17 protein-coding genes and 1 tRNA gene are annotated in these 20,119 nt (G+C 73.1%); 6 read left to right on the forward strand and 12 right to left on the reverse strand.

What is annotated here, in order from left to right; translation table 11 throughout:
* Positions 1 to 154: 154 nt before the first annotated feature.
* From ACZ4V1_RS00980 to ACZ4V1_RS00995, 4 genes are read right to left on the reverse strand one after another with little or no spacing between them, the layout of a single operon-like run.
* Positions 155 to 1,516: an AAA domain-containing protein gene (locus ACZ4V1_RS00980; protein WP_468327771.1), complete on the reverse strand. Its 1,362-nt coding sequence runs from the start codon at positions 1,514 to 1,516 to the stop codon at positions 155 to 157.
* A complete protein-coding gene (locus ACZ4V1_RS00985) occupies positions 1,513 to 3,117 on the reverse strand; it encodes a hypothetical protein (protein WP_468327773.1) in 1,605 nt (534 codons plus the stop codon). Before ACZ4V1_RS00985 ends, ACZ4V1_RS00980 begins: the two co-directional genes overlap by 4 nt.
* Positions 3,108 to 4,316 carry a hypothetical protein gene (locus ACZ4V1_RS00990; RefSeq protein WP_468327775.1) on the reverse strand — a complete coding sequence of 403 codons (1,209 nt, stop codon included), beginning with the start codon at positions 4,314 to 4,316 and terminating at the stop codon, positions 3,108 to 3,110. Before ACZ4V1_RS00990 ends, ACZ4V1_RS00985 begins: the two co-directional genes overlap by 10 nt.
* Complete coding sequence (locus ACZ4V1_RS00995; RefSeq protein WP_468327777.1) at positions 4,213 to 5,166, reverse strand: phosphatase PAP2 family protein; 954 nt, start codon at positions 5,164 to 5,166, stop codon at positions 4,213 to 4,215. Before ACZ4V1_RS00995 ends, ACZ4V1_RS00990 begins: the two co-directional genes overlap by 104 nt.
* Before the next feature lie 196 nt (positions 5,167 to 5,362).
* On the opposite strand from ACZ4V1_RS00995, the gene ACZ4V1_RS01000 reads away from it, so the two are divergent.
* Positions 5,363 to 5,959: a histidine phosphatase family protein gene (locus tag ACZ4V1_RS01000; RefSeq protein WP_468327779.1), complete on the forward strand. Its 597-nt coding sequence runs from the start codon at positions 5,363 to 5,365 to the stop codon at positions 5,957 to 5,959.
* 199 nt (positions 5,960 to 6,158) lie between these two features.
* On the opposite strand, the gene ACZ4V1_RS01005 is transcribed toward ACZ4V1_RS01000, so the two are convergent.
* Entirely contained in the window at positions 6,159 to 7,589 is a 1,431-nt protein-coding gene (locus ACZ4V1_RS01005; RefSeq protein ID WP_468327781.1) for a hypothetical protein, read from the reverse strand.
* 298 nt (positions 7,590 to 7,887) lie between these two features.
* Here ACZ4V1_RS01005 and ACZ4V1_RS01010 point away from each other — a divergent pair, with 298 nt between their 5' ends.
* Both ACZ4V1_RS01010 and ACZ4V1_RS01015 read left to right on the forward strand, forming a co-directional pair.
* Positions 7,888 to 8,271 (forward strand): hypothetical protein, encoded by a 384-nt coding sequence (locus tag ACZ4V1_RS01010; RefSeq protein WP_468327783.1) that lies wholly within the window; start codon positions 7,888 to 7,890, stop codon positions 8,269 to 8,271.
* Between the two features lie 161 nt (positions 8,272 to 8,432).
* Positions 8,433 to 9,302 (forward strand): spermidine synthase, encoded by an 870-nt coding sequence (locus ACZ4V1_RS01015; protein ID WP_468327785.1) that lies wholly within the window; start codon positions 8,433 to 8,435, stop codon positions 9,300 to 9,302.
* A gap of 1 nt (position 9,303) precedes the next feature.
* On the opposite strand, the gene ACZ4V1_RS01020 is transcribed toward ACZ4V1_RS01015, so the two are convergent.
* Entirely contained in the window at positions 9,304 to 9,864 is a 561-nt protein-coding gene (locus ACZ4V1_RS01020) for a hypothetical protein (protein WP_468327787.1), read from the reverse strand.
* Positions 9,865 to 10,027: 163 nt separating this feature from the next.
* Here ACZ4V1_RS01020 and ACZ4V1_RS01025 point away from each other — a divergent pair, with 163 nt between their 5' ends.
* Together ACZ4V1_RS01025 and ACZ4V1_RS01030 are read left to right on the forward strand one after the other, a co-directional pair.
* Complete coding sequence (locus ACZ4V1_RS01025; RefSeq protein WP_468327789.1) at positions 10,028 to 10,792, forward strand: response regulator transcription factor; 765 nt, start codon at positions 10,028 to 10,030, stop codon at positions 10,790 to 10,792.
* Entirely contained in the window at positions 10,789 to 12,198 is a 1,410-nt protein-coding gene (locus tag ACZ4V1_RS01030) for a sensor histidine kinase (RefSeq protein ID WP_468327791.1), read from the forward strand. Before ACZ4V1_RS01025 ends, ACZ4V1_RS01030 begins: the two co-directional genes overlap by 4 nt.
* A gap of 349 nt (positions 12,199 to 12,547) precedes the next feature.
* Here the strand turns inward: ACZ4V1_RS01030 and ACZ4V1_RS01035 are convergent, their stop codons facing one another.
* From ACZ4V1_RS01035 to ACZ4V1_RS01050, 4 genes are all read right to left on the reverse strand, one after another.
* A complete protein-coding gene (locus ACZ4V1_RS01035; RefSeq protein WP_468327793.1) occupies positions 12,548 to 13,990 on the reverse strand; it encodes a GH1 family beta-glucosidase in 1,443 nt (480 codons plus the stop codon).
* Between the two features lie 111 nt (positions 13,991 to 14,101).
* Positions 14,102 to 15,010 (reverse strand): carbohydrate ABC transporter permease, encoded by a 909-nt coding sequence (locus ACZ4V1_RS01040; protein ID WP_468327795.1) that lies wholly within the window; start codon positions 15,008 to 15,010, stop codon positions 14,102 to 14,104.
* Between the two features lie 12 nt (positions 15,011 to 15,022).
* A complete protein-coding gene (locus tag ACZ4V1_RS01045; protein WP_468328891.1) occupies positions 15,023 to 16,033 on the reverse strand; it encodes a carbohydrate ABC transporter permease in 1,011 nt (336 codons plus the stop codon).
* 5 nt (positions 16,034 to 16,038) lie between these two features.
* Entirely contained in the window at positions 16,039 to 17,364 is a 1,326-nt protein-coding gene (locus tag ACZ4V1_RS01050; RefSeq protein ID WP_468327797.1) for an ABC transporter substrate-binding protein, read from the reverse strand.
* A 364-nt stretch (positions 17,365 to 17,728) separates the two neighbouring features.
* Here ACZ4V1_RS01050 and ACZ4V1_RS01055 point away from each other — a divergent pair, with 364 nt between their 5' ends.
* Positions 17,729 to 18,784, forward strand: a complete 1,056-nt coding sequence (locus ACZ4V1_RS01055) for a LacI family DNA-binding transcriptional regulator (protein ID WP_468327799.1) — start codon at positions 17,729 to 17,731, stop codon at positions 18,782 to 18,784.
* A gap of 387 nt (positions 18,785 to 19,171) precedes the next feature.
* On the opposite strand, the gene ACZ4V1_RS01060 is transcribed toward ACZ4V1_RS01055, so the two are convergent.
* Positions 19,172 to 19,244: transfer RNA gene (locus ACZ4V1_RS01060), tRNA-His, on the reverse strand.
* 87 nt (positions 19,245 to 19,331) lie between these two features.
* Positions 19,332 to 19,934 carry an oligoribonuclease gene (gene orn, locus ACZ4V1_RS01065; RefSeq protein ID WP_468327801.1) on the reverse strand — a complete coding sequence of 201 codons (603 nt, stop codon included), beginning with the start codon at positions 19,932 to 19,934 and terminating at the stop codon, positions 19,332 to 19,334.
* Positions 19,935 to 20,119: the final 185 nt, after the last annotated feature.

The raw sequence follows: 20,119 nt of genomic DNA on the forward strand, positions 1-20,119 counted from the left end.
TGCCCCCTCTCGTCCGGCCCCGGTTGGGCCCCTGCCCGACGACGCTACGGAGCCCATCACCCCTCGTCTATGCCGACTCTGAAATATTCCCGATCCGGCATAAACGATCTTGGCTACGGGGAACGGTCGTGCATGGGTGGAGAGTTGAGCCAGGTCAGGGACGCCACCCCACCCGGTGCTCCGCCAGGTGCGCCAGCACCGCGTGGTTCGCCTCCCAGCCGTCCGGGAACTTCACCAGCGTGCCCAACTGGACCGGCTCCGTGGACGGATAGTCGTCCAGCAACCCGCTCACGCCCTCCCGGCAGACCACGATGCACGCGTGCCGGTGCCGGGAGGTCAGCACGCACAGGCGGCCCGTCTCCAGGTGGAAGGCGGTGGCGTCGGGGCGGCCGGAGAGCGGGTGCAGGACGACGGTGACGTCGTACTCGCGGCCCTGGAGCCGGTTGGCCGTGTCCACGGTCACCTCGGTCACCCCGAGGCCGGCCAGCGCGGCCCGTACCGCCGCCGCCTGGTCGCGGTGCGCCGTGCCGACGGCGATGCGGCCGGCGGTCAGGGGGACGGGGTCGGGGAAGCGTTCGGACGTCGCCCTGCCGTCCCGGTCCAGGAGCCGCCGGACCACCGCCGCCACCGCCCGTACGGCCTCCGGATCGGTGCGCGGCGTGTGACCGGCGGGCAGCTCCAGCAGGCCCCAGCCCGAGCGGGCGGCCTCGTCGATCACCTGGTCGGGGCCCGATCCGTCCGACGCCACGGTGAAGGACAGGGCCCGGTCGCCGTGGTCCGTGCCGCTGCGGAACGGCGTGAACGGGTAGAACGCGTCGGAGACCAGCCGTGCCGCCGACGCCGGGAGCCGCCACGACACCGGCAGCCGGTGCTGGGGGAGGGCGGGATTGTGCGCGAGGAGTGTGGTCACCGCGGAGGCCGACGGGTCGTACGACAGGCCCGCCCACTGCTCGCTGCCCACGGTCGCGAACGGGTCCAGCTGACCCGGGTCGCCCACGAACAGCGCCCGCTCGAAGAGCCCGGCGACCGCCAGCAGCGAGTCGGAGCGCATCTGGTACGCCTCGTCGACGATCGCGTGCCGCCACGGCTCGTCCACCTTGACGTGCGCCCACTTCGCGGCGGTCGACAGGACGACGGCCTGTCCGGCGAGATCGGCGGCCTTCGCCGACTTGCGCACGTTCGCCAGGTCGTCGAGCGCCTTGTCGTACGGATCGGCGTCGCTGCTGTGCAGGCGGCCCACCGGCAGGTCGGGGTTCTTCTCCGCCAGGCGCAGGACCAGGTCGTCGACCTGGGCGTTGGTCTGCGCCACGACCATCAGGGTCCGGCCGGCCTCGGCCAGCTCCAGCGCCGCCCGTACGACGAGCGTGGACTTGCCCGCGCCGGGCGGGGAGTCGACGACGACACCGCGTTCGGTGCCGTGCAGGGTGTCGTGGAGGATCGCGGCGGTGGCGCGGGCGGCTTCGGCGCCCGGGTCGAATCCGGCCTCGACGGGGGCGGTGGTGGCCTCGGCGGTCACAGGATGTCCTCCTCCGTCCGGGCGTCGGCGGCCTCCGGTACGGCGGCCGTCTCGCCGGGCGGTCCGCCGTGCGTCCACGGGGTCTGGTCCGGGTCGGGCAGCTTCGCCCCGCCCCGCTGCTCGTGTTCGAAGAGGGTGAAGCAGACCAGGTCGCCCTTCTCGGGCACCGACCCGGCCTCGGGCTCCTTGCCGCGGCCCATCTTGTCGACGATCCGCAGGACGAGGACACCCTCGTCCTGCGGATCGACGAACTCGGCCGCCTGCGGCTTGCCGCCCAGTGACCGGTAGACCTTCACCCGCTCGCCGAGATGCGGGCGGTCGTCGGTGCGGACCGTGACCAGCGGGCGCGGACTGGGCCGCTTGCTCTCGCTGTACGCCATGACCACGTCGGTGACCTCCCCGGCGAACGCCTCGCCGGACAACCGCCGCCCGGCCATCACCAGCGGATCGTCCAGCGCCTCCTGGGCCTCCAGCCGGGCCTGCTCGCGCTCGCGCGTGGCGAGCTTGTTCGCCGCCGTCACCGCGTCGTCGCGGCGCGGCTGCGGGGGCTCGCCGGACAGGACACGGTCGCGGTGGGACGTGAACGACCAGCGGTCGCGGGTCCAGCGGTCCTCGACATGCGCGCCGACGGGCAGCTCCCGCAACAGGTCCAGGCCCCGCCACACCGCGTCCCAGGTGGGCCGCGTACGGCTCTCGACCAGGGTGCGGATCTCCCGCTCGGCCGCGGTGAGCGCGCCGAGCCGTTCGTCGGCCTCCAGGCCGTCCTCGGCGGCGGCGAGCGCGGTGCGGGCACGGTCGAAGCGCTCGATGGCGGGGGCGAGCAGCTTGTTGTCGAAGGCCGGGTCGGTCGCCGGGCCCGCGGGCGGGCACAGCAGCTGGCCGCCCGCGTCGCGTGCGAGTTCGGCACGCCGCGCGGCCTGCGCGCCGGTCAGACCCTCGCCGCCGGCCTCCGGCGCGATCCAGGCCAGCAGCGCCCCGAGGTGCTGGTCCTCCAGCGTGGACTGGCCGGTCGCCCAGTGCCGGCCCAGCAGGTCGGTCATGGCGAGGAGGAGGGAGGAGCCGGGGACCCGGGCCCGCTCTCCGTAGTGGGTCAGCCACCGGCCGAGCAGCGGCACCCTCGGCGGCGCGGGGTGCGGTGTCTCCGGGTCCTGCTCCGCCGTACGCCGGAACCGCATCGACCGGCCCAGCAGCCGTACGAAGTCGATGCCGGCCCGGCTCGGCACGACCAGCTGCGCGGCGTCCGCGCACAGGTCGACCTCGACCTTGACCCGCTTGCCCGTCTCCGGGTCGGTCTCGGTGCGCTCCGCGGCCTCGACGTCGTCGGCGTACGCCTCGACGTGCGGCAGCACGATGCCGGCCAGCTCGGCCAGGAAGGCGAAGCGCAGGTCGCGGTCGCGGGGCTGCGGGACGACCAGCAGGTGCGGCGCGTCCCGGTCGGTGCCGGCCAGGGCCCCGAGCGGGGCACCGGCCTCACCGGCGGTGATCAGCGGTACGAAGACCAGTGGACGGTCGGACAGGTGCCGGTGCCGGACGGTGGCGGCGGGCTGGGCGCGGCCGGTGCGCACGGCCTCCAGGCGGGCGAGTGTGGTGATCAGTGACACCCGGCCACCCCGCTCCCGCCGGCTCCGGTGCCGGCCGTCGCGAGCGCCTCCGCACGCAGCCGCGCCGCCCTGCGCAGGGCGGCGACCGCCGGGTCGGCGGGATCGCCCGCCTCCCCGCGGGCCGCGGCCAGCACGTCCTCGACCGTCGACAGTCCGCCGAGCTCGGCCCGGACCGGCCGGCCCAGCGAGGTCACCGCGCCGGACTCCCGGGACCGGGCGCGGCAGTGGAAGGCCAGCTCACAGGCGGACAGGCACTCGGGCGCGTACGTCGCGGGGACCGCCTCGACCGCGGCCGTCAGCTCCTCGGGCGGCAGCCCGGGGGAGAAGCAGACGCCCTCGGGCAGCGTGTCGGCGATCTCCTCGACGCGGGTCAGGCGGGCCAGCTGGCGTTCGGTGACCGCGCGCTGCTTGCGCACGTCGACGGCGGAGGCGGTGGGCAGGTTGGAGAAGTCCTTGGGGCAGACGAGGAGCACGCGGTGGCGTACGCGCGGGGCGGGGTCCAGCCGGGCGGCGACCCGCTCCAGGGCCAGCACGTACACCGCGGCCTGCCGCGCGGCGGCACCGACCTTCGCCGGGTCGGCGGAGCCGTCCAGCATGGGGAAGGACTTGATCTCGACAACCGTCCAGCTGCCGTCCGGGTGGACCACCACGGCGTCCGGCTCCAGGAACGCGGGGGAACCGGCGACCTCGAGGGCGAGCATCGGGTGGTCGAGGAGCGTCCAGGTCCCGGGTGTGCCGGTGGCCTCGCGCAGGGCCAGCGACGTCCGGGCCGCGCGGCCTTCGGGACCGGTCGCGGACAGGTCGGGCACGTGGGCGCCGGCGGGCGGTTCCGCGCCCCGGTCCAGTTTCTCGTGCACGAGCCGCAGCAGCTCGGCTCCGCCGTCCGCCTTGACCCGCGCCTCGAAGGCGTTGCCCCGCGTGAACGCGAACTGCGACTGCCCGAAGACCGCCGGCGAGCCCAGCGCGCTCGCGAGCGACGCCTTGTCCACCCCGGCACCGTCGAGGATCGCGCGCCGGCGGCAGCCGGGGTTGGCGGCGAGGGCGGCCAGGGCTCGAGCGTCCAGCGCCTTGGCGGGTACGTCGGGACCGCGCAGCTCAGCGAGCCGGTGCCGGAGTCTCGTCCCCCGCGTCCGCGGGGGAGGGGTCCGGCTCGGCTCCCGGTCCGAACCGCTGCTCGCGCTGCCGTGGAAATCGCTCACCCGCGGAAGTCTGGCATCCACCACTGACAATCGTGGAACCCGCGCCCGCCGGGGCCTGTGCGGCCGGTGTGAAACGGGCCGCGACCCGGGTCCGTACCCGGTCCGCCGTCCGCAGCACGTACGGCGTCAGCAGCAGTCCCGCGCCCATCACGGCGGCGCCCGCGACCGCGTCGAGGAAGTAGTGGTTGGCGGTGCCCATCACCACGACCGTGGTCACCAGCGGGTAGACGACGCCGGCCACCTTCGTCGTGCGCGTGCCGCCGTAGCGCCACAGCATCACCCCGCACCACAGCGCCCAGCCCACGTGCAGGCTCGGCATGGCCGCGTACTGGTTGGTCATCCCGCCCAGGCCGCGCGGCGCGCTCGCCTCGCCGCCCCACCAGCCGTACGAGCTGTAGTGGGCCATCGTGTCGACGAAGCCGTGGCTCGCGTCCAGCAGCCGGGGCGGGCAGGTCGGCAGCAGGGTGAAGCCGATGAGGCCGATGAACGTGGACGTCATCAGCCAGGTACGGGCGGCCCGGTAGCGCACGGCGCGCGAGCGGAAGATCCAGATCAGGAGCGCGGGGGTGACCACGTAGTGCAGCGACGCGTACCAGAAGTCGGCCGGTATGCCGATCCACGGCTCGCGGGTGAAGAGGCGGTTGAGCGGGTGCTCCGCGTTGAGGAAGAGCGCCTTCTCCACCCGCAGGATGGTCAGGCCGTGATCGACCGCGTCGGAGACGTCACCCCGGACGAGGAGGCGGCCCGCGGAGTAGCAGGCGTACACGAGGACGATGAGCGGCAGCTCGGTCCACCAGCGCAGCCGAGTTCTGGGGGCCGCCTCGGTGCCCGGTGTCTCGGTTTGCGGCAATCCGATCGCCCTCCCCCTTCGTTCTCGCGCGCGCCTCGGACGGACACGGGCATGCCACTCTACGGCCTCCGTGCGCCCGGCCGGCCGGGCGCCCTCGGCCCTGATAGACGCCGGGATCGCCCGCCGGGTTGCCCGCGCGCGGCGTGCGCGATGATGGAGTGGTCCCCTCAGACATTTCTCCCGGAAAGGCGTCTTCATGGCACCGCGCATCCTGCTGGCCCGGCACGGACAGACGGAGTGGTCGCTGTCCGGCAGACACACCGGCAGGACCGACGTGCCGCTCCTGGAGGAGGGCAGGCGCGGCGCCAAGCTGCTCGGCGAGCGGCTGCACCGGGCGCCGCTGGAGGGACTGCCCGGCGTCGAGGTGCGCACCAGCCCGCTGTCCCGCGCGCGCGAGACCTGCGAGCTCGCCGGTTTCGGCGAGCGCGCCCGGAACTGGGACACGCTGATGGAGTGGGACTACGGGGCGTACGAGGGCATGACTCCGGACGAGATCCAGGCGGTCCGGCCCGGCTGGCTGATCTGGCGGGACGGGGTGCCCGAGGGGGAGACCCTGGCGGACGTCACCGCGCGCGCGGACGAGGTCGTGGCGTGGGCGCGGGAGGCCGACCGCGACGTGCTCGTCTTCGCGCACGGGCACATTCTCCGGTCGATCGGTGCGCGGTGGCTGGGGCTGCCGCTCGACTTCGCGGGGCGGATACGGCTGAATCCGACGTCGCTGTCGGTGCTGGGGTGGGCGTACGGGGAGCCGGCGCTGGAGAGCTGGAACGACCTGGGACACCTGGCGGGCTGACGTGGCCGCGGGCTGCGAGCGCCGGACGGCGCGCATGTGGCCGGGTGCGCCGTCCGGCGCCGCGGGGCTGCGGGGCTGCCCGCCCAGGGGGCGGTTCAGGCACGGACGGAGAGGGGAGGCACGACTCCCGCGGCCGGGGCGGCACGGCCGCGGCTCGCGGGCGGCACGGGTGGCTGTCGCGGGGGAGTGCCGATGGGGCTCATGCCGTTCGCGGCAGGGCCGCGTGGCGGTCCAGGAAGGCGGAGACGTCCGATGCCCGCCGGTGCGGGAGGAGTACCCGTGCCGTCGCGGACAGCATCGTGTGGACGCGTGACGACTGGACCTCGCCCAGCAGGTCCAGGACCCGCATGCCAGCCCCCGCCGCCTCGTCGGGCCGGCCGCCGCGCGCCAGGTCGTCCGCCAGTTCCGCCGAGTACAGCGCGAGGTTCCGGGTGAAGTGCGGGTCCTGCCGCTCGGCCGCCCGGCGCGCGTGCCGTGCCGCCCGGGGCCAGTCGCCCAGGGTGGACCAGCACTGGGCCTCCAGGCCTTCCAGTTCCGCCTCGCCGTAGAAGCTCATCCACTCCGGGTCGGCGTCCGAGGGGCCGCGCCCGAAGAAGGCCTGCGCGCGGGCCAGCGCCTGCTCGCAGCCGACGCGGTCGGCCAGCCCCGCCCAGCCGCCCGCCTCGCGCAGCGCGAGCAGCGACATCAGCCGGGCCGAGCCCAGCGGGCGGGCGGCGCGCTGCGCGGCCTGGGCCGCCCGCACCGCCTCGCGCGGACGCCCGGCGTCGCGGGCCAGGAACGCCATGTTGCAGAAGGCGTGCGCCTCCAGACCGGGGTCACCGGTCATCCGGGACGTGGCGAGGGCCTCGGCGTAGTGCGAACGCGCGTCGTCGAAGCGCCCGGAGTCGTGCGCCAGCCAGCCCACGGAGATCGCCAGCTCACCGGCGCCCGAGTAGAGCCGGTCCGCCGTCACCTGCCGGGTCGCGCCGGCGTCCAGCAGTGCGTACGCGGTACGCAGCGGGGCCGCCGCGCGCCGGTAGAGACCGTCGGCGCCGTGCCGGTCGTCGAGCAGCCGGATCCGGCGGACGGCTTCCTCGAGGGCGCCCGCGTCGCCCGCCCCGGCCCTGCGCACGGGGCGCTGGGCCGCCGCGGCGTCGAGGGCGAGCCCCAGGGGGCCCAGCGAGGCGGCGGCCACCGTGGCACCGCTCGTCATGAATGCGCGACGCAGCACGTCGCTCTCCTCGTTGTTGTCGTGCGTGTCTGGCGTCTCATACGGTTCGCGCGCCCCACGGGTCTCACTCGTGGTGCGCGGGGACCCCCCGATGTGCGCCCGGGGCGCGTCCTCCGCGGTATGCGCCCGGCGCCCGCGTACCGACGAGCGGGGCGCGAAGCCCAGGTCGGTGAGCGTGCGGCCGGGGAACATGTGGAGGAACACCCGCTCGTACGCGTAGTTGGGGCAGCGGATCTCCCCCGCCTCCACCCGTCCGATGTAGCGCGCGTCACAGCTGACCCGCTCGCCGATCTCGCGCGCGGCCCGCCGCACCGCCGCCGCGAACTCGGCGGGCGAGCGCCTGCCGCGCAACTGCCGGAAGGCGGGGTTCGGCCGCGTCGGCCGGTCGGGCTGGGCGGAGGTCACCGTTGACGACGCCATGGCCGGGTCCTCTCGTGCGAACCGTCGAACCATGCCGGACCAGGGGCGAGTCAATGGGGACTTCTCCGTTTGTCATCCCTGTTTCCGGCGAGCAAGAACGTACCGTCTGTGACAGAGCGACCACGCGGTGTTTGGCTACAAACCGGATATCTCATCCCCGATCTGCCATGAAGTGCCATCCTTTGCGGCTGACTTGTGCCGTAGCCGTTGACGGTCCGGCGCGTTGAACCGGATGGACCGGGAGGCCCCCGACTCCCGACCCGCTCGTCCAAGGAGGAGTTTCGTGGTGGAGGCCGGGATGGACACCAGACGGATCAGCGATCCCCCCTGCGAAGCCTGCGACGTCGTCACCGTGCCGACCCGGCAGGGCCTGGAGGCGGTCGACATCCTCAGAAGGGGCGCCGGTGAGGGGGTGGGGCCGGTGATCCACGACGACTGCTGCGACACTCTGGGCTTCCTGGTGCCCCCGGGCACGGCCGCCGCCTGGGACGTGCCGGGAAGCACCTGCACGGAGACGGACGGCCGTGGACTGAGCCTCGACCTGCCCCCCGAGCCGCCCGTGGAGGGCTCGGACTGGCTGCTGCCGCCCGGCGAGGCGGACCTGGCGACCGACCCCGCGGTACTGCGGGCCGCGCTGGGTGAGGCGGCCCGGCTGATCGAGGCCGCCGACAGCTGTAGCTGAGCCACGCCGGCCGAGTCACGGAGCCTGAGTCACGCCGCCTGAGCCACGTCGTCCGAGTCACGCCGCCTGAGCCACGCCGGCCGCGCACGTCGGCCGCGCACGTCGGCCGCGCACGCCGGTCCACCCGTACGGTGTTCTCCAGGGGCGCCGATAATGGGCCGATGGGAAAGTCCAGGAACGCCCGCCGCGGGCGCGCTGCCGCCGAAGCCGTCGCCGAGAACGTCGACGGCGGGCGCGCCGAGCTGATCCCCGACCGCGAGCGCGGCCGGGCCTGGACGCTGCTGATCGACGGTGCCCCGCAGTCGCACGTCGACCTCGACGACCCGGCGCACCTGTCCTTCGAGTACCAGCGCCGTCTCGGGCACGTCATCGACCTGGCCGCCCCGCCGGGCAAGCCCGTGCAGGCCGTGCACCTCGGCGGTGGCGCCTTCACCCTCGCCCGTTACATCGCCGCCACCCGGCCCCGCTCCACCCAGCAGGTCGTCGAGAAGGACGCGGGCCTCGTCCGGCTGGTCCGCCGGGAGCTTCCCCTGGACCCCGGCGCCCGCATCCGGGTGCGCTCCGCCGACGCCCGCGCCGGACTGGCCAAGGTGCCCGACGGCTGGGCGCGACTGGTCGTCGCGGACGTCTTCAGCGGGGCGCGTACCCCGGCCCACCTGACGTCCACCGAGTTCCTCGACGAGGTCCGGCGCGCGCTCGCGCCCGGCGGGGTCTTCGCCGCCAACCTCGCCGACGGTCCGCCGCTCGCCCACCTGCGCGGGCAGATAGCCACCGCCGCCGGCCGCTTCCCGGAACTCGCCCTCGTCGCCGACCCGGCCGTACTGCGCGGCAAACGGTTCGGCAACGCGGTCCTCGTCGCCTCCGACCACCCGCTGCCGGTCGCCGAACTCACCCGGCGCGCCGCCTCCGACCCGCACCCCGCGCGCGTGGAACACGGCCGCGCGCTGACCGACTTCACCGGGGGCGCCGTACCCGTGACGGACGCGGCGGCGGTGGCCTCCCCGGCGCCGCCCCCGTCCGTCTTCCGGTGACTCAGTAGCTGCCGATCTCCACCCGCGGCGGCCCGTCGTGCCAGGTGCAGAACACCGACACCCGGTCCGCGCCCGAGGTGAACTCCACCCGGATCCACGACTCCGTCTTCCACACCTGCATCGACCAGCCCGCACCCGGCGTCGCCGACACCAGGGACGCGGACGACGTACCGAGGTCGAAGACCGCGCGGCCGCCGTCGGTGTCGTAACTCCTGACCCGGCCGGACGTGGTGGGGGAGGGGCTCGTCGGAGCCCCGGGGGAGGCGGACGGCGCGGTTCGCGACGGGGTGGGGGACGGCTTGTCGGGGGTCCCGCTCGGCGCCGGCGAGGGACTGCCCGACGGGGACGGCCGCCTGGTGGACGAGGCCAACGACCCCGGACCCGCGGCGTCCTGCGACTCCCGAGTCTCCCGAACGGCCTCGTCGGCCGCCGTGATGGGCAGGGCGCGGGGGCGGTCGTAAGCCGTGCCCGCCATCACCGTGTGGACACCCCACCACGACAGCGTGACCGCCGCGCCGGTGGCGAGCAGCCAGGCGAGTACGTGTACGAGTCCTCTGCGCATCGCGGCCATACTGCCGCACGGGTCACACACGTGTCGCCCGAACGGAGCCGGAACGGCGTCAGGAACGAGGTCGGAGGAGGGCGGAGCGAGGGCCGGCCGGCGCCGGGCCGGAGTTGTCCACAGGCCCGCACCGGGCTCGCCCGCATGGCGTACGGTGCCGCCCATGGCAAGTGTGCTCGTGGTCGAGGACGACCAGTTCGTACGCTCGGCGCTCATCCGGCATCTGACCGACGCCTCGCACACCGTGCGCAGCGTCGGTACGGCGCTGGAGGCGCTGCGCGAGGTCGCCCATTTCCGTTTCGACGTGGTGATCCTCGACCTCGGATTGCCCGATCTGGACGGCTCCGAGGCGCTGAAGATGCTGCGCGGCATCACCGATGTACCAGTGATCGTGGCCACCGCCCGGGACGACGAGGCGGAGGTCGTGCGGCTGTTGAACGCGGGCGCGGACGACTACCTCACCAAGCCGTTCTCCGTCGAGCACCTGTCGGCCCGGATGGCGGCCGTGCTGCGCCGCGCCCGGTCCGGCCCCGCTCAGGCGGTGCCGTCGACCGTCATCCGGGTCGGCGGCCTCACCGTCGACCCGCTGCGCCGCCAGGCCGAACTGGACGGGGCCCGGCTCGATCTGACCCGCCGCGAGTTCGACCTGCTCGCCTTCCTGGCCGGCCGGCCGGGAGTCGTCGTCCCCCGCAGGGAACTGCTCGCCGAGGTCTGGCAGCAGTCCTACGGCGACGACCAGACCATCGACGTCCATCTGTCCTGGCTGCGGCGCAAGCTCGGCGAGACCGCGGCCCGGCCGCGCTATCTGCACACCCTGCGCGGCGTCGGCGTGAAGCTGGAGCCGCCCGCGGAGCCGCCCGCGGAGCCGCCCGCGGACCCGTCCACCGGGCAGGCCTCGGGGCTTCCCGGAGCGGAGCCGCCACGATGAGATGGGCCCTGGTCAAGGTGTCGCTCGCGGTCACCGCCATGGTCGTGGTCGCCTTCGCCGTCCCGCTCGGACTCGTCATCCGGGAGATGGCCCGGGACCGTGCCTTCTCCAACGCGGAGCGGGAGGCCGCCGCCGTCGCCCCGGCGCTGTCCATCACCACCGACCGGGAGCAGTTGGAGCGCGTCGTGGCCTCCGCCGGCTCGGACGCCGGGATGGCCGTGCACATACCGGGGACCGGCCAGGAGAGCGGTGGCGCCGACATCGGCCGGCAGCGCGCCACCGACGAGGACATCACCGCCGTACGCGAGATGGGCCGCGCCTCCACCACCGAGGTGACCGGCGGCTCCACGCTGCTTCAGCCGGTCGCGCTCAGTTCCGGCGAGATCGCCGTCGTCGAGGTCTACGTCCCCGAGTCCGAGGTCACCAACGGCGTCGGCACGGCCTGGGCGGTGCTCGCCGCGGTCGGCGCCGCCCTGATCGTCGGCTCGGTCGCCGTCGCCGACCGGCTGGGCGTACGGATGGTGCAGCCCGCGCAACGCCTGGTCGAGGGCGCGCACGAACTGGGAGAGGGGAAGCTGGGCGCGCGGGTGCCGGAGGAGGGTCCGAACGAACTGCGCCTCGCGGCGGTCGCGTTCAACTCCATGGCCGACCAGGTCGTCCAGCTCCTGGCCAACGAACGGGAGCTGGCCGCCGACCTGTCCCACCGGCTGCGTACCCCGCTGACCGTGCTCCGGCTCAACGCGGCCTCGCTCGGCGACGGGCCGGCCGCCGACCAGACCCGGTCCGCCGTCGAGCAGTTGGAGCGCGAGGTCGACACGATCATCCGTACCGCCCGGGACGCCAAACCGCAGACGGCCGCGGCCGGTCCCGGCGCCGGGTGCGACGCGGCCGAGGTGGTGCGTGAGCGGATGGGGTTCTGGTCCGCGCTCGCCGAGGACGAGGGCCGCAAGTGGCGGGTGGCCGGCGCCGACCGGCCGGTGCGCATACCCGTGGCCCGCGCAGACCTGGCCGCCTCCCTCGACGCCCTGCTCGGCAACGTCTTCCGGCACACCGCCGAGGGCACGGCCTTCGCGGTCGACCTGCACAACGGCGAGGACGCGGTGATCGTGCTCGTCTCCGACGCGGGCCCCGGCATACCCGACCCCGACGCGGCGATGGCCCGCGGCCGGGGCTCGGGCAACGACGGGTCGACCGGGCTCGGCCTGGACATCGTGCGCCGGCTGGCGGAGTCGACGGGCGGGGACGTCCGGATCGGCTCCTCGGTGCTCGGCGGCACCGAGGTGCGGATCTGGATCCAGCTGGACGGACGGGCGGCGCCGGTACGGCGCGGACACCGGGGGACCGTACGGCGCCGCAGACAGTCCCGGACGGCCGGGACCTCCAACCGGTCCCGATCCCTCCCTTGAGCGCACCCTGAGATCGTCGATACCGCCCCGGATCAGGCTCTTCGCCCGTTCCGGCCCAGCCGGCGCGCTGCCGCACCCCGCCCCCACGCACCCCGCCCCCACGCACCCCTGCCGGCGGGGCCCGTGAACAGCGAAGGCAGGCACGCCGGCGTGGAGATCGGCAACGTCGGCATCATGGCGACGGACTACGGACCCGGCTCCGTCGACCAGGAGAAGGACGCCTTCGCGAAGGCCTTCGCCGCCTACGACCGACCCGGCGCACACCCGCGATCGGGGGCGCGGCACCCCCCGTGGAATGCCGCGCCCCGACCCCGCCCCCGTCCCTGCCCCCGCCCTCGGGGACAGGGGGCTACTCGGCGGCCGACTCCACCGGCGGCAGCGTCCCCGTGCGGGCGGCGCGCCCGTACCAGAGGGCGCTCGACTTCGGGGTGCGCTGCTGCGAGACGTAGTCGACGTACACCGCCCCGAACCGCTTCTCGTAGCCGTAGGCCCACTCGAAGTTGTCCAGCAGGGACCACAGGTAGTAGCCGCGGACGTCGGCGCCGTCGGCGATGGCCCGGCGGACCGCCCTGAGGTGGCCGTCCAGGTAGGCGACCCGCTCCGGATCGTGCACCGTGCCGTCCGCGCCGGGCTTGTCGTCGTAGGCGGCACCGTTCTCGCTGATGTACAGCGGCAGACCGGGAGCCTCACGGTGGTAGCGCATGATCAGTTCGTGCAGGCCGGTCGGGTCGACGCTCCAGCCCATCTCCGTACGCTCGCCCGGCGGCTGGTGGAACGCCACGTCGTCCGCGGCCGGCCACGGCGAGTGGTCGCTCGCGCCGTGGCCGTCGGCGCGCGGGACACGCGAGCTCGCGTCCGCCGCCGACACCACGGTGGGCGTGTAGTAGTTGAGGCAGATCGCGTCCAGCGGCTGGCGGATCAGGCCCAGGTCACCGTCCTCGACGTGCGACCAGTCGGTGACCGGGGACGTCGCCTCCAGCAGCGTCCGGGGATAGGCGCCGTGCAGGATCGGCCCGTGGAAGATCCCGCCGGACAGGTCGTCGATCTTCCGCGCCGCCGCCAGGTCCGCGGGCTGCTGCGACAGCGGCCGGACGACGGAGGTGTTGAGGCTGATCGCCACCGAGTTGCGGGCCGGCATCACCGAACGCAGTGCCACCGTGCCCAGACCGTGCGCCAGGTTCAGGTGGTGCGCGGCGCGCAGCGAGGCCGCCGGGTCGGTGCGGCCGGGGGCGTGCACCCCGGAGGCGTAGCCCAGGAAGGCGGCGCACCACGGCTCGTTCAGTGTGATCCACTGCTCGACCCGGTCGCCGAGCGCCTCGCCGACGATCTGCGCGTACTCGGCGAACCGGTACGCCGTGTCCCGCTCGGGCCAGCCGCCCGCGTCCTCCAGTTCCTGCGGCAGGTCCCAGTGGTAGAGGGTGACGGCCGGCTTGATCCCGGCGGCCAGCAGCTCGTCCACCAGACGGCGGTAGAAGTCCAGGCCGCGCTGGACGGCGGGGCCGCGGCCGGTCGGCTGCACCCGGGGCCAGGAAATGGAGAAGCGGTAGGCGCCCAGACCCAGTTCCGACATCAGCGCCACGTCGTCGCGGTAGCGGTGGTAGTGGTCGACAGCGATGTCCCCGGTCTCGCCACCGGCCGTCTTCCCCGGTGTATGGCTGAAGGTGTCCCAGATCGAGGGGGTACGGCCGTCCTCCCGCGCCGCGCCCTCGATCTGGTACGCCGAGGTGGCGGCGCCCCAGAGGAAGGCAGGGGGGAAGGTCACCGGGGTCACCGGCGTTGCGGACTCAAGCATGGAAGCGCTCCCATAGCGGGTCATGACGGGTCGTGAACGACCGACGGGTAGGAAGATACGAGGGGGGAGGGGCGGGGCCGGGGCGGCGGTGGCCCGGCCCCCGCGGTGAGGTCAGCCCTTGACGGCGCCCTGCATGATGCCGCCCACGATCTGCTTGCCGAAGATCGCGAAGACCAGCAGCAGGGGCAGCGTGCCGAGCAGCGCGCCGGCCATGATCAGGGCCTGGTCGGGGGTGAAGCCGCGGCCCAGGCCCGCCACCGCGACCTGCACGGTCGGGTTGCCGTTCTGCGTCAGCACCAGGAACGGCCACAGGAAGTCGTTCCACACCTGCACGAACGTCAGCATGCCCAGCACGGCCATCGCGGGCCGGGCCGTCGGGAACACCACGTGCCAGATCACCCGCCAGCTGCCGGCGCCGTCCACGCGGGCGGCCTCGATGATCTCGTCGGGCAGCGCCTGGAGCAGGTACTGCCGCATGAAGAACACGCCGAACGCGCTGACCAGGGACGGGAAGATCACTGCCTGGAGCTGGTCGGACCAGTCCAGCTCGGCGACCATCATGTACAGCGGGATGACGCTGAGCTGTGGCGGCACCATCATCGTGCCGACCACGATCAGCATCAGCGCGTTGCGGCCCCGGAACCTCAGCTTGGCGAAGGCGAAGCCGGCGATCGTCGCCATGAAGACGACGGTGGCCGAGGAGATGCCCGCGACGATCGTGGTGTTGAGGATCGCCTCGCCCATGTTGGCGTCGGTCCAGGCGATCTCGAGCTTGTCGAAGAGGTTGGAGCCGAACCAGAGCGGCGGCGGGGTCTGGGCCAGGCGCTGGTTGTCGCGGGAGGCGGCGATCGCCGTCCACACCAGCGGGAACAGCGAGCCGAGGGTGAACACGGCGAGGATGATGTAAGCGATCGGGCCGGCGTGCAGCTGCCCGCCGGCCCGGGACGCCTTGGACCTGCGGCGCCGCCGGTCGGGCTCGGGCACCGGCTCGGCCGGGGGTTTCGTCAGGGTCGTCGTCACGGCCGGTTCTCCTTAACTACTGGCGCGCAGCCGGCGCGAGATGACGTAGTTGACGAGCCCGATCACGATGAGGATCAGGAACATCGTCCAGGCGATCGCGGAGGCGCGGCCCAGGTGCTGGTTGACCCAGCCCTGCTCGTACAGGTACAGGCCGAGCGTCTGGAACTGGTGCTGGCCGCCGCCCGAGGCGCCCTTGTTGGCGTCGAACAGCAACGGCTCACCGAAGAGCTGCGAGGCGCCGATGGTGGACACGACGACCGTGAACAGGATCGTCGGCCGCAGCGCGGGCAGCGTGACGTGGAGGAACTGCCGCCACCGGCTGGCACCGTCCAGCGCCGCCGACTCGTACAGGTCCTGCGGGATCGCCTGCATCGCCGCCAGGTAGATCAGCGCGTTGTAGCCGGTCCAGCGCCAGATGACGATCGACGAGACGGCGAACTGGGACGCCCACTTGTCGTTCTGCCAGTCGACCTTGCCCAGGCCCACCGAGTCGAGAACCCAGTTGATCATGCCGTAGTCGCGGCCGAAGAGCAGCACGAAGACCAGCGCGGCGGCGGCGATCGACGTGGCGTACGGCGCGAGCATGATGACCCGGTAGAAGGTGGAGCCGCGCAGCTTGTAGTTGAGGATGTGCGCCAGGCCCATCGCCATCATCAGCTGCGGCACCGTGGAGATGATGCCGATGGTCAGCGTGTTCTTCGCGGCGTTCCAGAAGAAGTCGTCGTCGAAGATCCTGGTGTAGTTGTCCAGCCCCGTCCACGCCATGTCGGTGGGCGCGGTCAGCTCCACCGTGTGCAGCGAGGCCCAGCCGGTGTAGATCAGCGGGAACAGGCCGAACGCCGCGAAGAACACGAAGAACGGGGCGACGAACGCGTACGGGCTCCAGCGCATGTCCCGCTGCCAGCGGCGGGAGAGCCGGGCCCGTTTCCTGGCCGCCTCGGGGGAGACCGCGTCACCGGGCGGTCGGCCCGGGGCCGCGCCCCCCTTCGCGGGGGGCGCGGCGGTGTCGTGCCGGGTGGTCATTCCGGTCACTTCTCCAGGTTGTTGTCGATGGTCTTGGTGGCGTTCTCCCAGGCCTCCTCGGGCGACTTGCCCTGGGTGACGAGGATGACGCCGTTGTCGGTCAGACCCTGCTGGATGATCTGGTCCTTCGGGCCGATCACCTGGGCCGGGATGGCCTCGGCGGCCTTGGCGAAGATGTCACCGATCGGCGCGGCTCCGGTCATCTCGTTCTTCGCGCCGGTCACCTGGGGCAGCTCGTAGGCGGCCGGGGCGCTCGGGAAGCTGCCCTGCACGGCGAACAGCTTCGCCTGCTGCTCCGGCGCGGTCAGCCAGGCCACCAGCTTCTGCGCCTCCTTCACGTTCTTGCCGCTCTTGGGCACGCCCAGGAAGGAACCGCCCCAGTTGCCGGACTTCGGGGCCACGGCCACGTCCCACTTGCCGGCCGCCTCGGGCTGCGACTTGCCCTTGATGGTGCCGATCATCCACGGCGGGCAGGCGACGGTGGCGAACAGGTTGTTGGATATGGTCTGCTCCCAGGCCGGCTGGAACTGGGTCTGCGCCTGGACCAGGCCCTTCTCCGCGGCCTCCGCGGTGAGGTCGAAGGCCTCCTTGACGGCGGGGTTGGTCTTGTAGACGACCTCGCCGGAGGAGTCGTAGAACTTCTCCTCCTCACTGCTGAGGATGGCGTTGATCAGGCCGCCGGGAGAGTCCATGAAGTAGGTGTCCTTGCCGGCGCCCTTCTTGTACTTCTCGCCGGCCTCGACGAACTTCTTCCAGTCACCGGCCCACAGCGCGCCGACCTCGTCGCGGTCGGTCGGCAGGCCCGCCTTCTCGAAGAGGTCCTTGCGGTAGCAGATGGCCATCGGGCCGATGTCGGTGCCGAGGCCGACCGCCTGGCCGTCCTTGGTGACGCCCTGCTTCCACTTCCAGTCCAGCCAGCTGCTCGGCTGGACGCCCTCGACCTTGGCCATGTCCACGAACTTGTCCGCCTGGGTCTCGACGACCTCGGCGATGTTGCCGACCTCGATGGCCTGGACGTCCTGCAGGCCGCTCTCGGTGGTGAGGTGGTTGACCAGAGCGGGGTAGTAGTTCTCGTTCCGCTCGGTGACGGTCTCTTCGACGTTGATGTCGGGGTTGAGCTTCTCGTACTCCTCGTAGAGGCCGGCCTCCTTGAAGCCCATGGTGCCGAACAGGCCGAGGGTGATGGTGGTCTTGCCGCTGCTGTCGCCCGACGACGAACCGTCCTCGTCGTTGCCGTCGTCGGCGCAGCCGGCCAGCAGCCCGGCGCCCAGCGACGCGATGGCCGCGATGACCACCGCCTTGCGGGCGGATCGTGTACGTGCTGCTCGCATTGCGTCCTCCTGTTGCCCTGACGTGCCGACCCCCCGGCCAACTGCATGGCTGGGCCCGCTGCTTCATGTGGTTCGTTCGACGCTGCGGCTCGGGCGGGGAACGTGCGGGATGTGTATGTGCCAGGTAGTGTGGGAGCGCTCCCACATGTGATGTGTTGAAGAGTCGTCGGTCCGAGCGGGGGTGTCAAGGGACCGGACACGAGGAAGTGCGTTCAGTTATCTGCCTGTTAACTGGACGCCGCGGGCGGCGCGAGGAGACCTCCGGGCGGCGGGCGGCGGGCCCTGAGCCGGTCATTACACCCGACCGGCCTGTTAAATTCCAGGCCAGCCGCAGAGTGCGGGGTCTCGACGGGAGGCGGAGCCGATGGCAAGCCACGGAGCGCGTGGGCGGAGCGGTGGCCGGCCCACCCTCGAAGAGGTGGCGGCACGGGCGGGCGTCGGCAGAGGCACGGTCTCCCGGGTGATCAACGGCTCGCCCCGGGTCAGCGACGCGACCCGGGCGGCGGTGGAGGCCGCGGTCGCGGAACTCGGCTACGTCCCGAACACGGCGGCCCGCGCCCTGGCCGCCAACCGCACGGACGCCATCGCGCTGGTGGTGCCCGAGCCGGAGACCCGCTTCTTCGCGGAACCGTACTTCTCGGACATGGTGAAGGGGGTCGGCTCGGAACTGTCCGACACCGAGATGCAGCTGCTGCTGATCTTCGCGGGCAGCGACCGGGAGCGGCAGCGGCTCGCCCAGTACCTGGCCGCGCACCGGGTGGACGGCGTCCTGCTGGTCTCGGTGCACGCCGACGACCCGCTGCCCGACCTGCTGTCCCAGCTGGAGATCCCCGCGGTGATCAGCGGCCCCCGCTCGGCCCGGGAGTCGCTGGCGTCGGTGGACTCGGACAACTACGGCGGCGCCCGCTCGGCCGTCGAGCACCTGCTGTCCCGCGGCCGCCGGCACATCGCGCACATCACCGGGCGCCTCGACGTCTACGGCGCCCAGCGGCGCGTCGACGGCTACCGCGAGGCGCTGCGCGACGCGGGACACGAAGCGGACGAACAGCTCATCGAGGCGGGGGACTTCACGGAGGAGGGCGGGTTCCGCGCCATGGTGGAGCTGCTGCGCCGCCGCCCCGGCCTGGACGCGGTCTTCGCCGGCTCGGACGTCACCGCGGCGGGCGCCCGCCAGGCCCTGCGCGAGGCGGGCCGGCGCATCCCGGACGACGTGGCGCTGGTCGGCTACGACGACTCGGCCATCGCCCGCCACATGGAGCCGCCGCTGACCAGCGTGCGGCAGCCCATCGAGGAGATGGGCCGCGCGATGATAGACCTCCTGCTCACCGAGATCGCGGACCGCCGCCCGGCGGCCTCGCGGGGGCTGGAGCGCCACCAGGTGGTGCTGGCGACGGAGCTGGTGGAACGCGCGTCGTCGTGAACGGGGCGGGCCGGGCGGTGAAGGGCGGGCCGGGCGGTGAAGGGCGGGCCGGGCCGTGAAGGTCCGGCTGCGGACATCCGCCCCGGCCCGGCTGCGGGCATTCGTCCCGGCCCGGCTGCCCCGGCCGGGTCTCCCAGCCGTCGATGACGGGCAACGCCGGCAGGAGGCGGAGCCCGCGGAGGAGAAGGAAGGGGAGGCGGCTCCGCGGGAAGACCCGGTGAAGGGGCAGGGCGCGGGTCGTGGGGAAGAAGGCGGCCGAGTCGGCGGGCCCCGCCGCCACTCGGAACCACGGGCGGCGGCCACCCAGGCAACAGCAGGTGCGGCCACCCAGGCGGACGAAAGAGGCCGATGGCTGCATTCCTGCAGATCATCGGCCTCTTCGAAGAGGGTGAGTGACGGGACTTGAACCCGCGGCCACCTGGACCACAACCAGGTGCTCTACCAACTGAGCTACACCCACCAAGGCCGGTGCTGGAATCCCGCGAGGCGGGTTCCCGACCGGCTGAGAAAAAGTGTACAGGGTCCGAAGGGGTGCTCGCGCACGCCTTTAACGGGCAGGCAGGACGTGCTTCGCGGCGATCGCCTTGGCGGTGTCGGAGTCGGGGCCCGGCTGCGGGACGAAGACGGCTTCCCGGTAGTAGCGCAGCTCGGCGATGGACTCGCGGATGTCGGCGAGCGCGCGGTGGTTGCCGTTCTTCTCGGGGCTGTTGAAGTACGCCCGCGGGTACCAGCGGCGCGCCAGCTCCTTGATCGAGGAGACGTCGACGATCCGGTAGTGGAGGTAGTTCTCCAGGGTCGGCATGTCCCTCAGCAGGAAGCCGCGGTCGGTGCCGACCGAGTTGCCGCACAGCGGGGCCTTGCCGGGCTCCTTCACGTGCTCCCGCACATACGCCAGGACCTGCGCCTCGGCGTCCGCCGGCGTCGTGCCGCCGTCGAGCTCGGCGAGCAGGCCGGACGCGGTGTGCATCTGACGCACCACCTCCGGCATCGTCTCCAGGGCCCGCTCCGGCGGGCGGATGACGATGTCGACCCCCTCACCGAGGATGTTCAGCTCGGAGTCGGTGACGAGGGCGGCCACCTCGATGAGCGCGTCGTCGGACAGCGAGAGACCGGTCATCTCGCAGTCGATCCACACCATGCGATCGTTCATGCGGACACCCTACGGCCGACCTCCGTCGTGTGGTCCCCCGGCGTCGGTGCGGGCGTCGCGGGGGCTGCCGCCCCCGGGCCCCCGCTTCGGCCTGGACGGCCTCGTCCTCAAACGCCGGACGGGCTGAGTGGGTCGGCCCGACCGGCGTCGGAGGGTGCGGCCGGACGGACGGAATCGCCCGTCCG

Source organism: Streptomyces sp. NPDC028991 (genome assembly GCF_055564775.1).

Coding starts and splice junctions, on each gene's coding strand:
- ACZ4V1_RS01020 (WP_468327787.1), bottom strand. CDS start 9,864: ATGCGCAGAGGACTCGTACACGTACTCGCCTGGCTGCTCGCCACCGGC.
- orn (WP_468327801.1), bottom strand. CDS start 19,934: ATGAACGATCGCATGGTGTGGATCGACTGCGAGATGACCGGTCTCTCG.
- ACZ4V1_RS01045 (WP_468328891.1), bottom strand. CDS start 16,033: ATGACCACCCGGCACGACACCGCCGCGCCCCCCGCGAAGGGGGGCGCG.
- ACZ4V1_RS01010 (WP_468327783.1), top strand. CDS start 7,888: ATGGACACCAGACGGATCAGCGATCCCCCCTGCGAAGCCTGCGACGTC.
- ACZ4V1_RS01025 (WP_468327789.1), top strand. CDS start 10,028: ATGGCAAGTGTGCTCGTGGTCGAGGACGACCAGTTCGTACGCTCGGCG.
- ACZ4V1_RS01005 (WP_468327781.1), bottom strand. CDS start 7,589: ATGGCGTCGTCAACGGTGACCTCCGCCCAGCCCGACCGGCCGACGCGG.
- ACZ4V1_RS01000 (WP_468327779.1), top strand. CDS start 5,363: ATGGCACCGCGCATCCTGCTGGCCCGGCACGGACAGACGGAGTGGTCG.
- ACZ4V1_RS01035 (WP_468327793.1), bottom strand. CDS start 13,990: ATGCTTGAGTCCGCAACGCCGGTGACCCCGGTGACCTTCCCCCCTGCC.
- ACZ4V1_RS01030 (WP_468327791.1), top strand. CDS start 10,789: ATGAGATGGGCCCTGGTCAAGGTGTCGCTCGCGGTCACCGCCATGGTC.
- ACZ4V1_RS01055 (WP_468327799.1), top strand. CDS start 17,729: ATGGCAAGCCACGGAGCGCGTGGGCGGAGCGGTGGCCGGCCCACCCTC.
- ACZ4V1_RS01050 (WP_468327797.1), bottom strand. CDS start 17,364: ATGCGAGCAGCACGTACACGATCCGCCCGCAAGGCGGTGGTCATCGCG.
- ACZ4V1_RS01015 (WP_468327785.1), top strand. CDS start 8,433: ATGGGAAAGTCCAGGAACGCCCGCCGCGGGCGCGCTGCCGCCGAAGCC.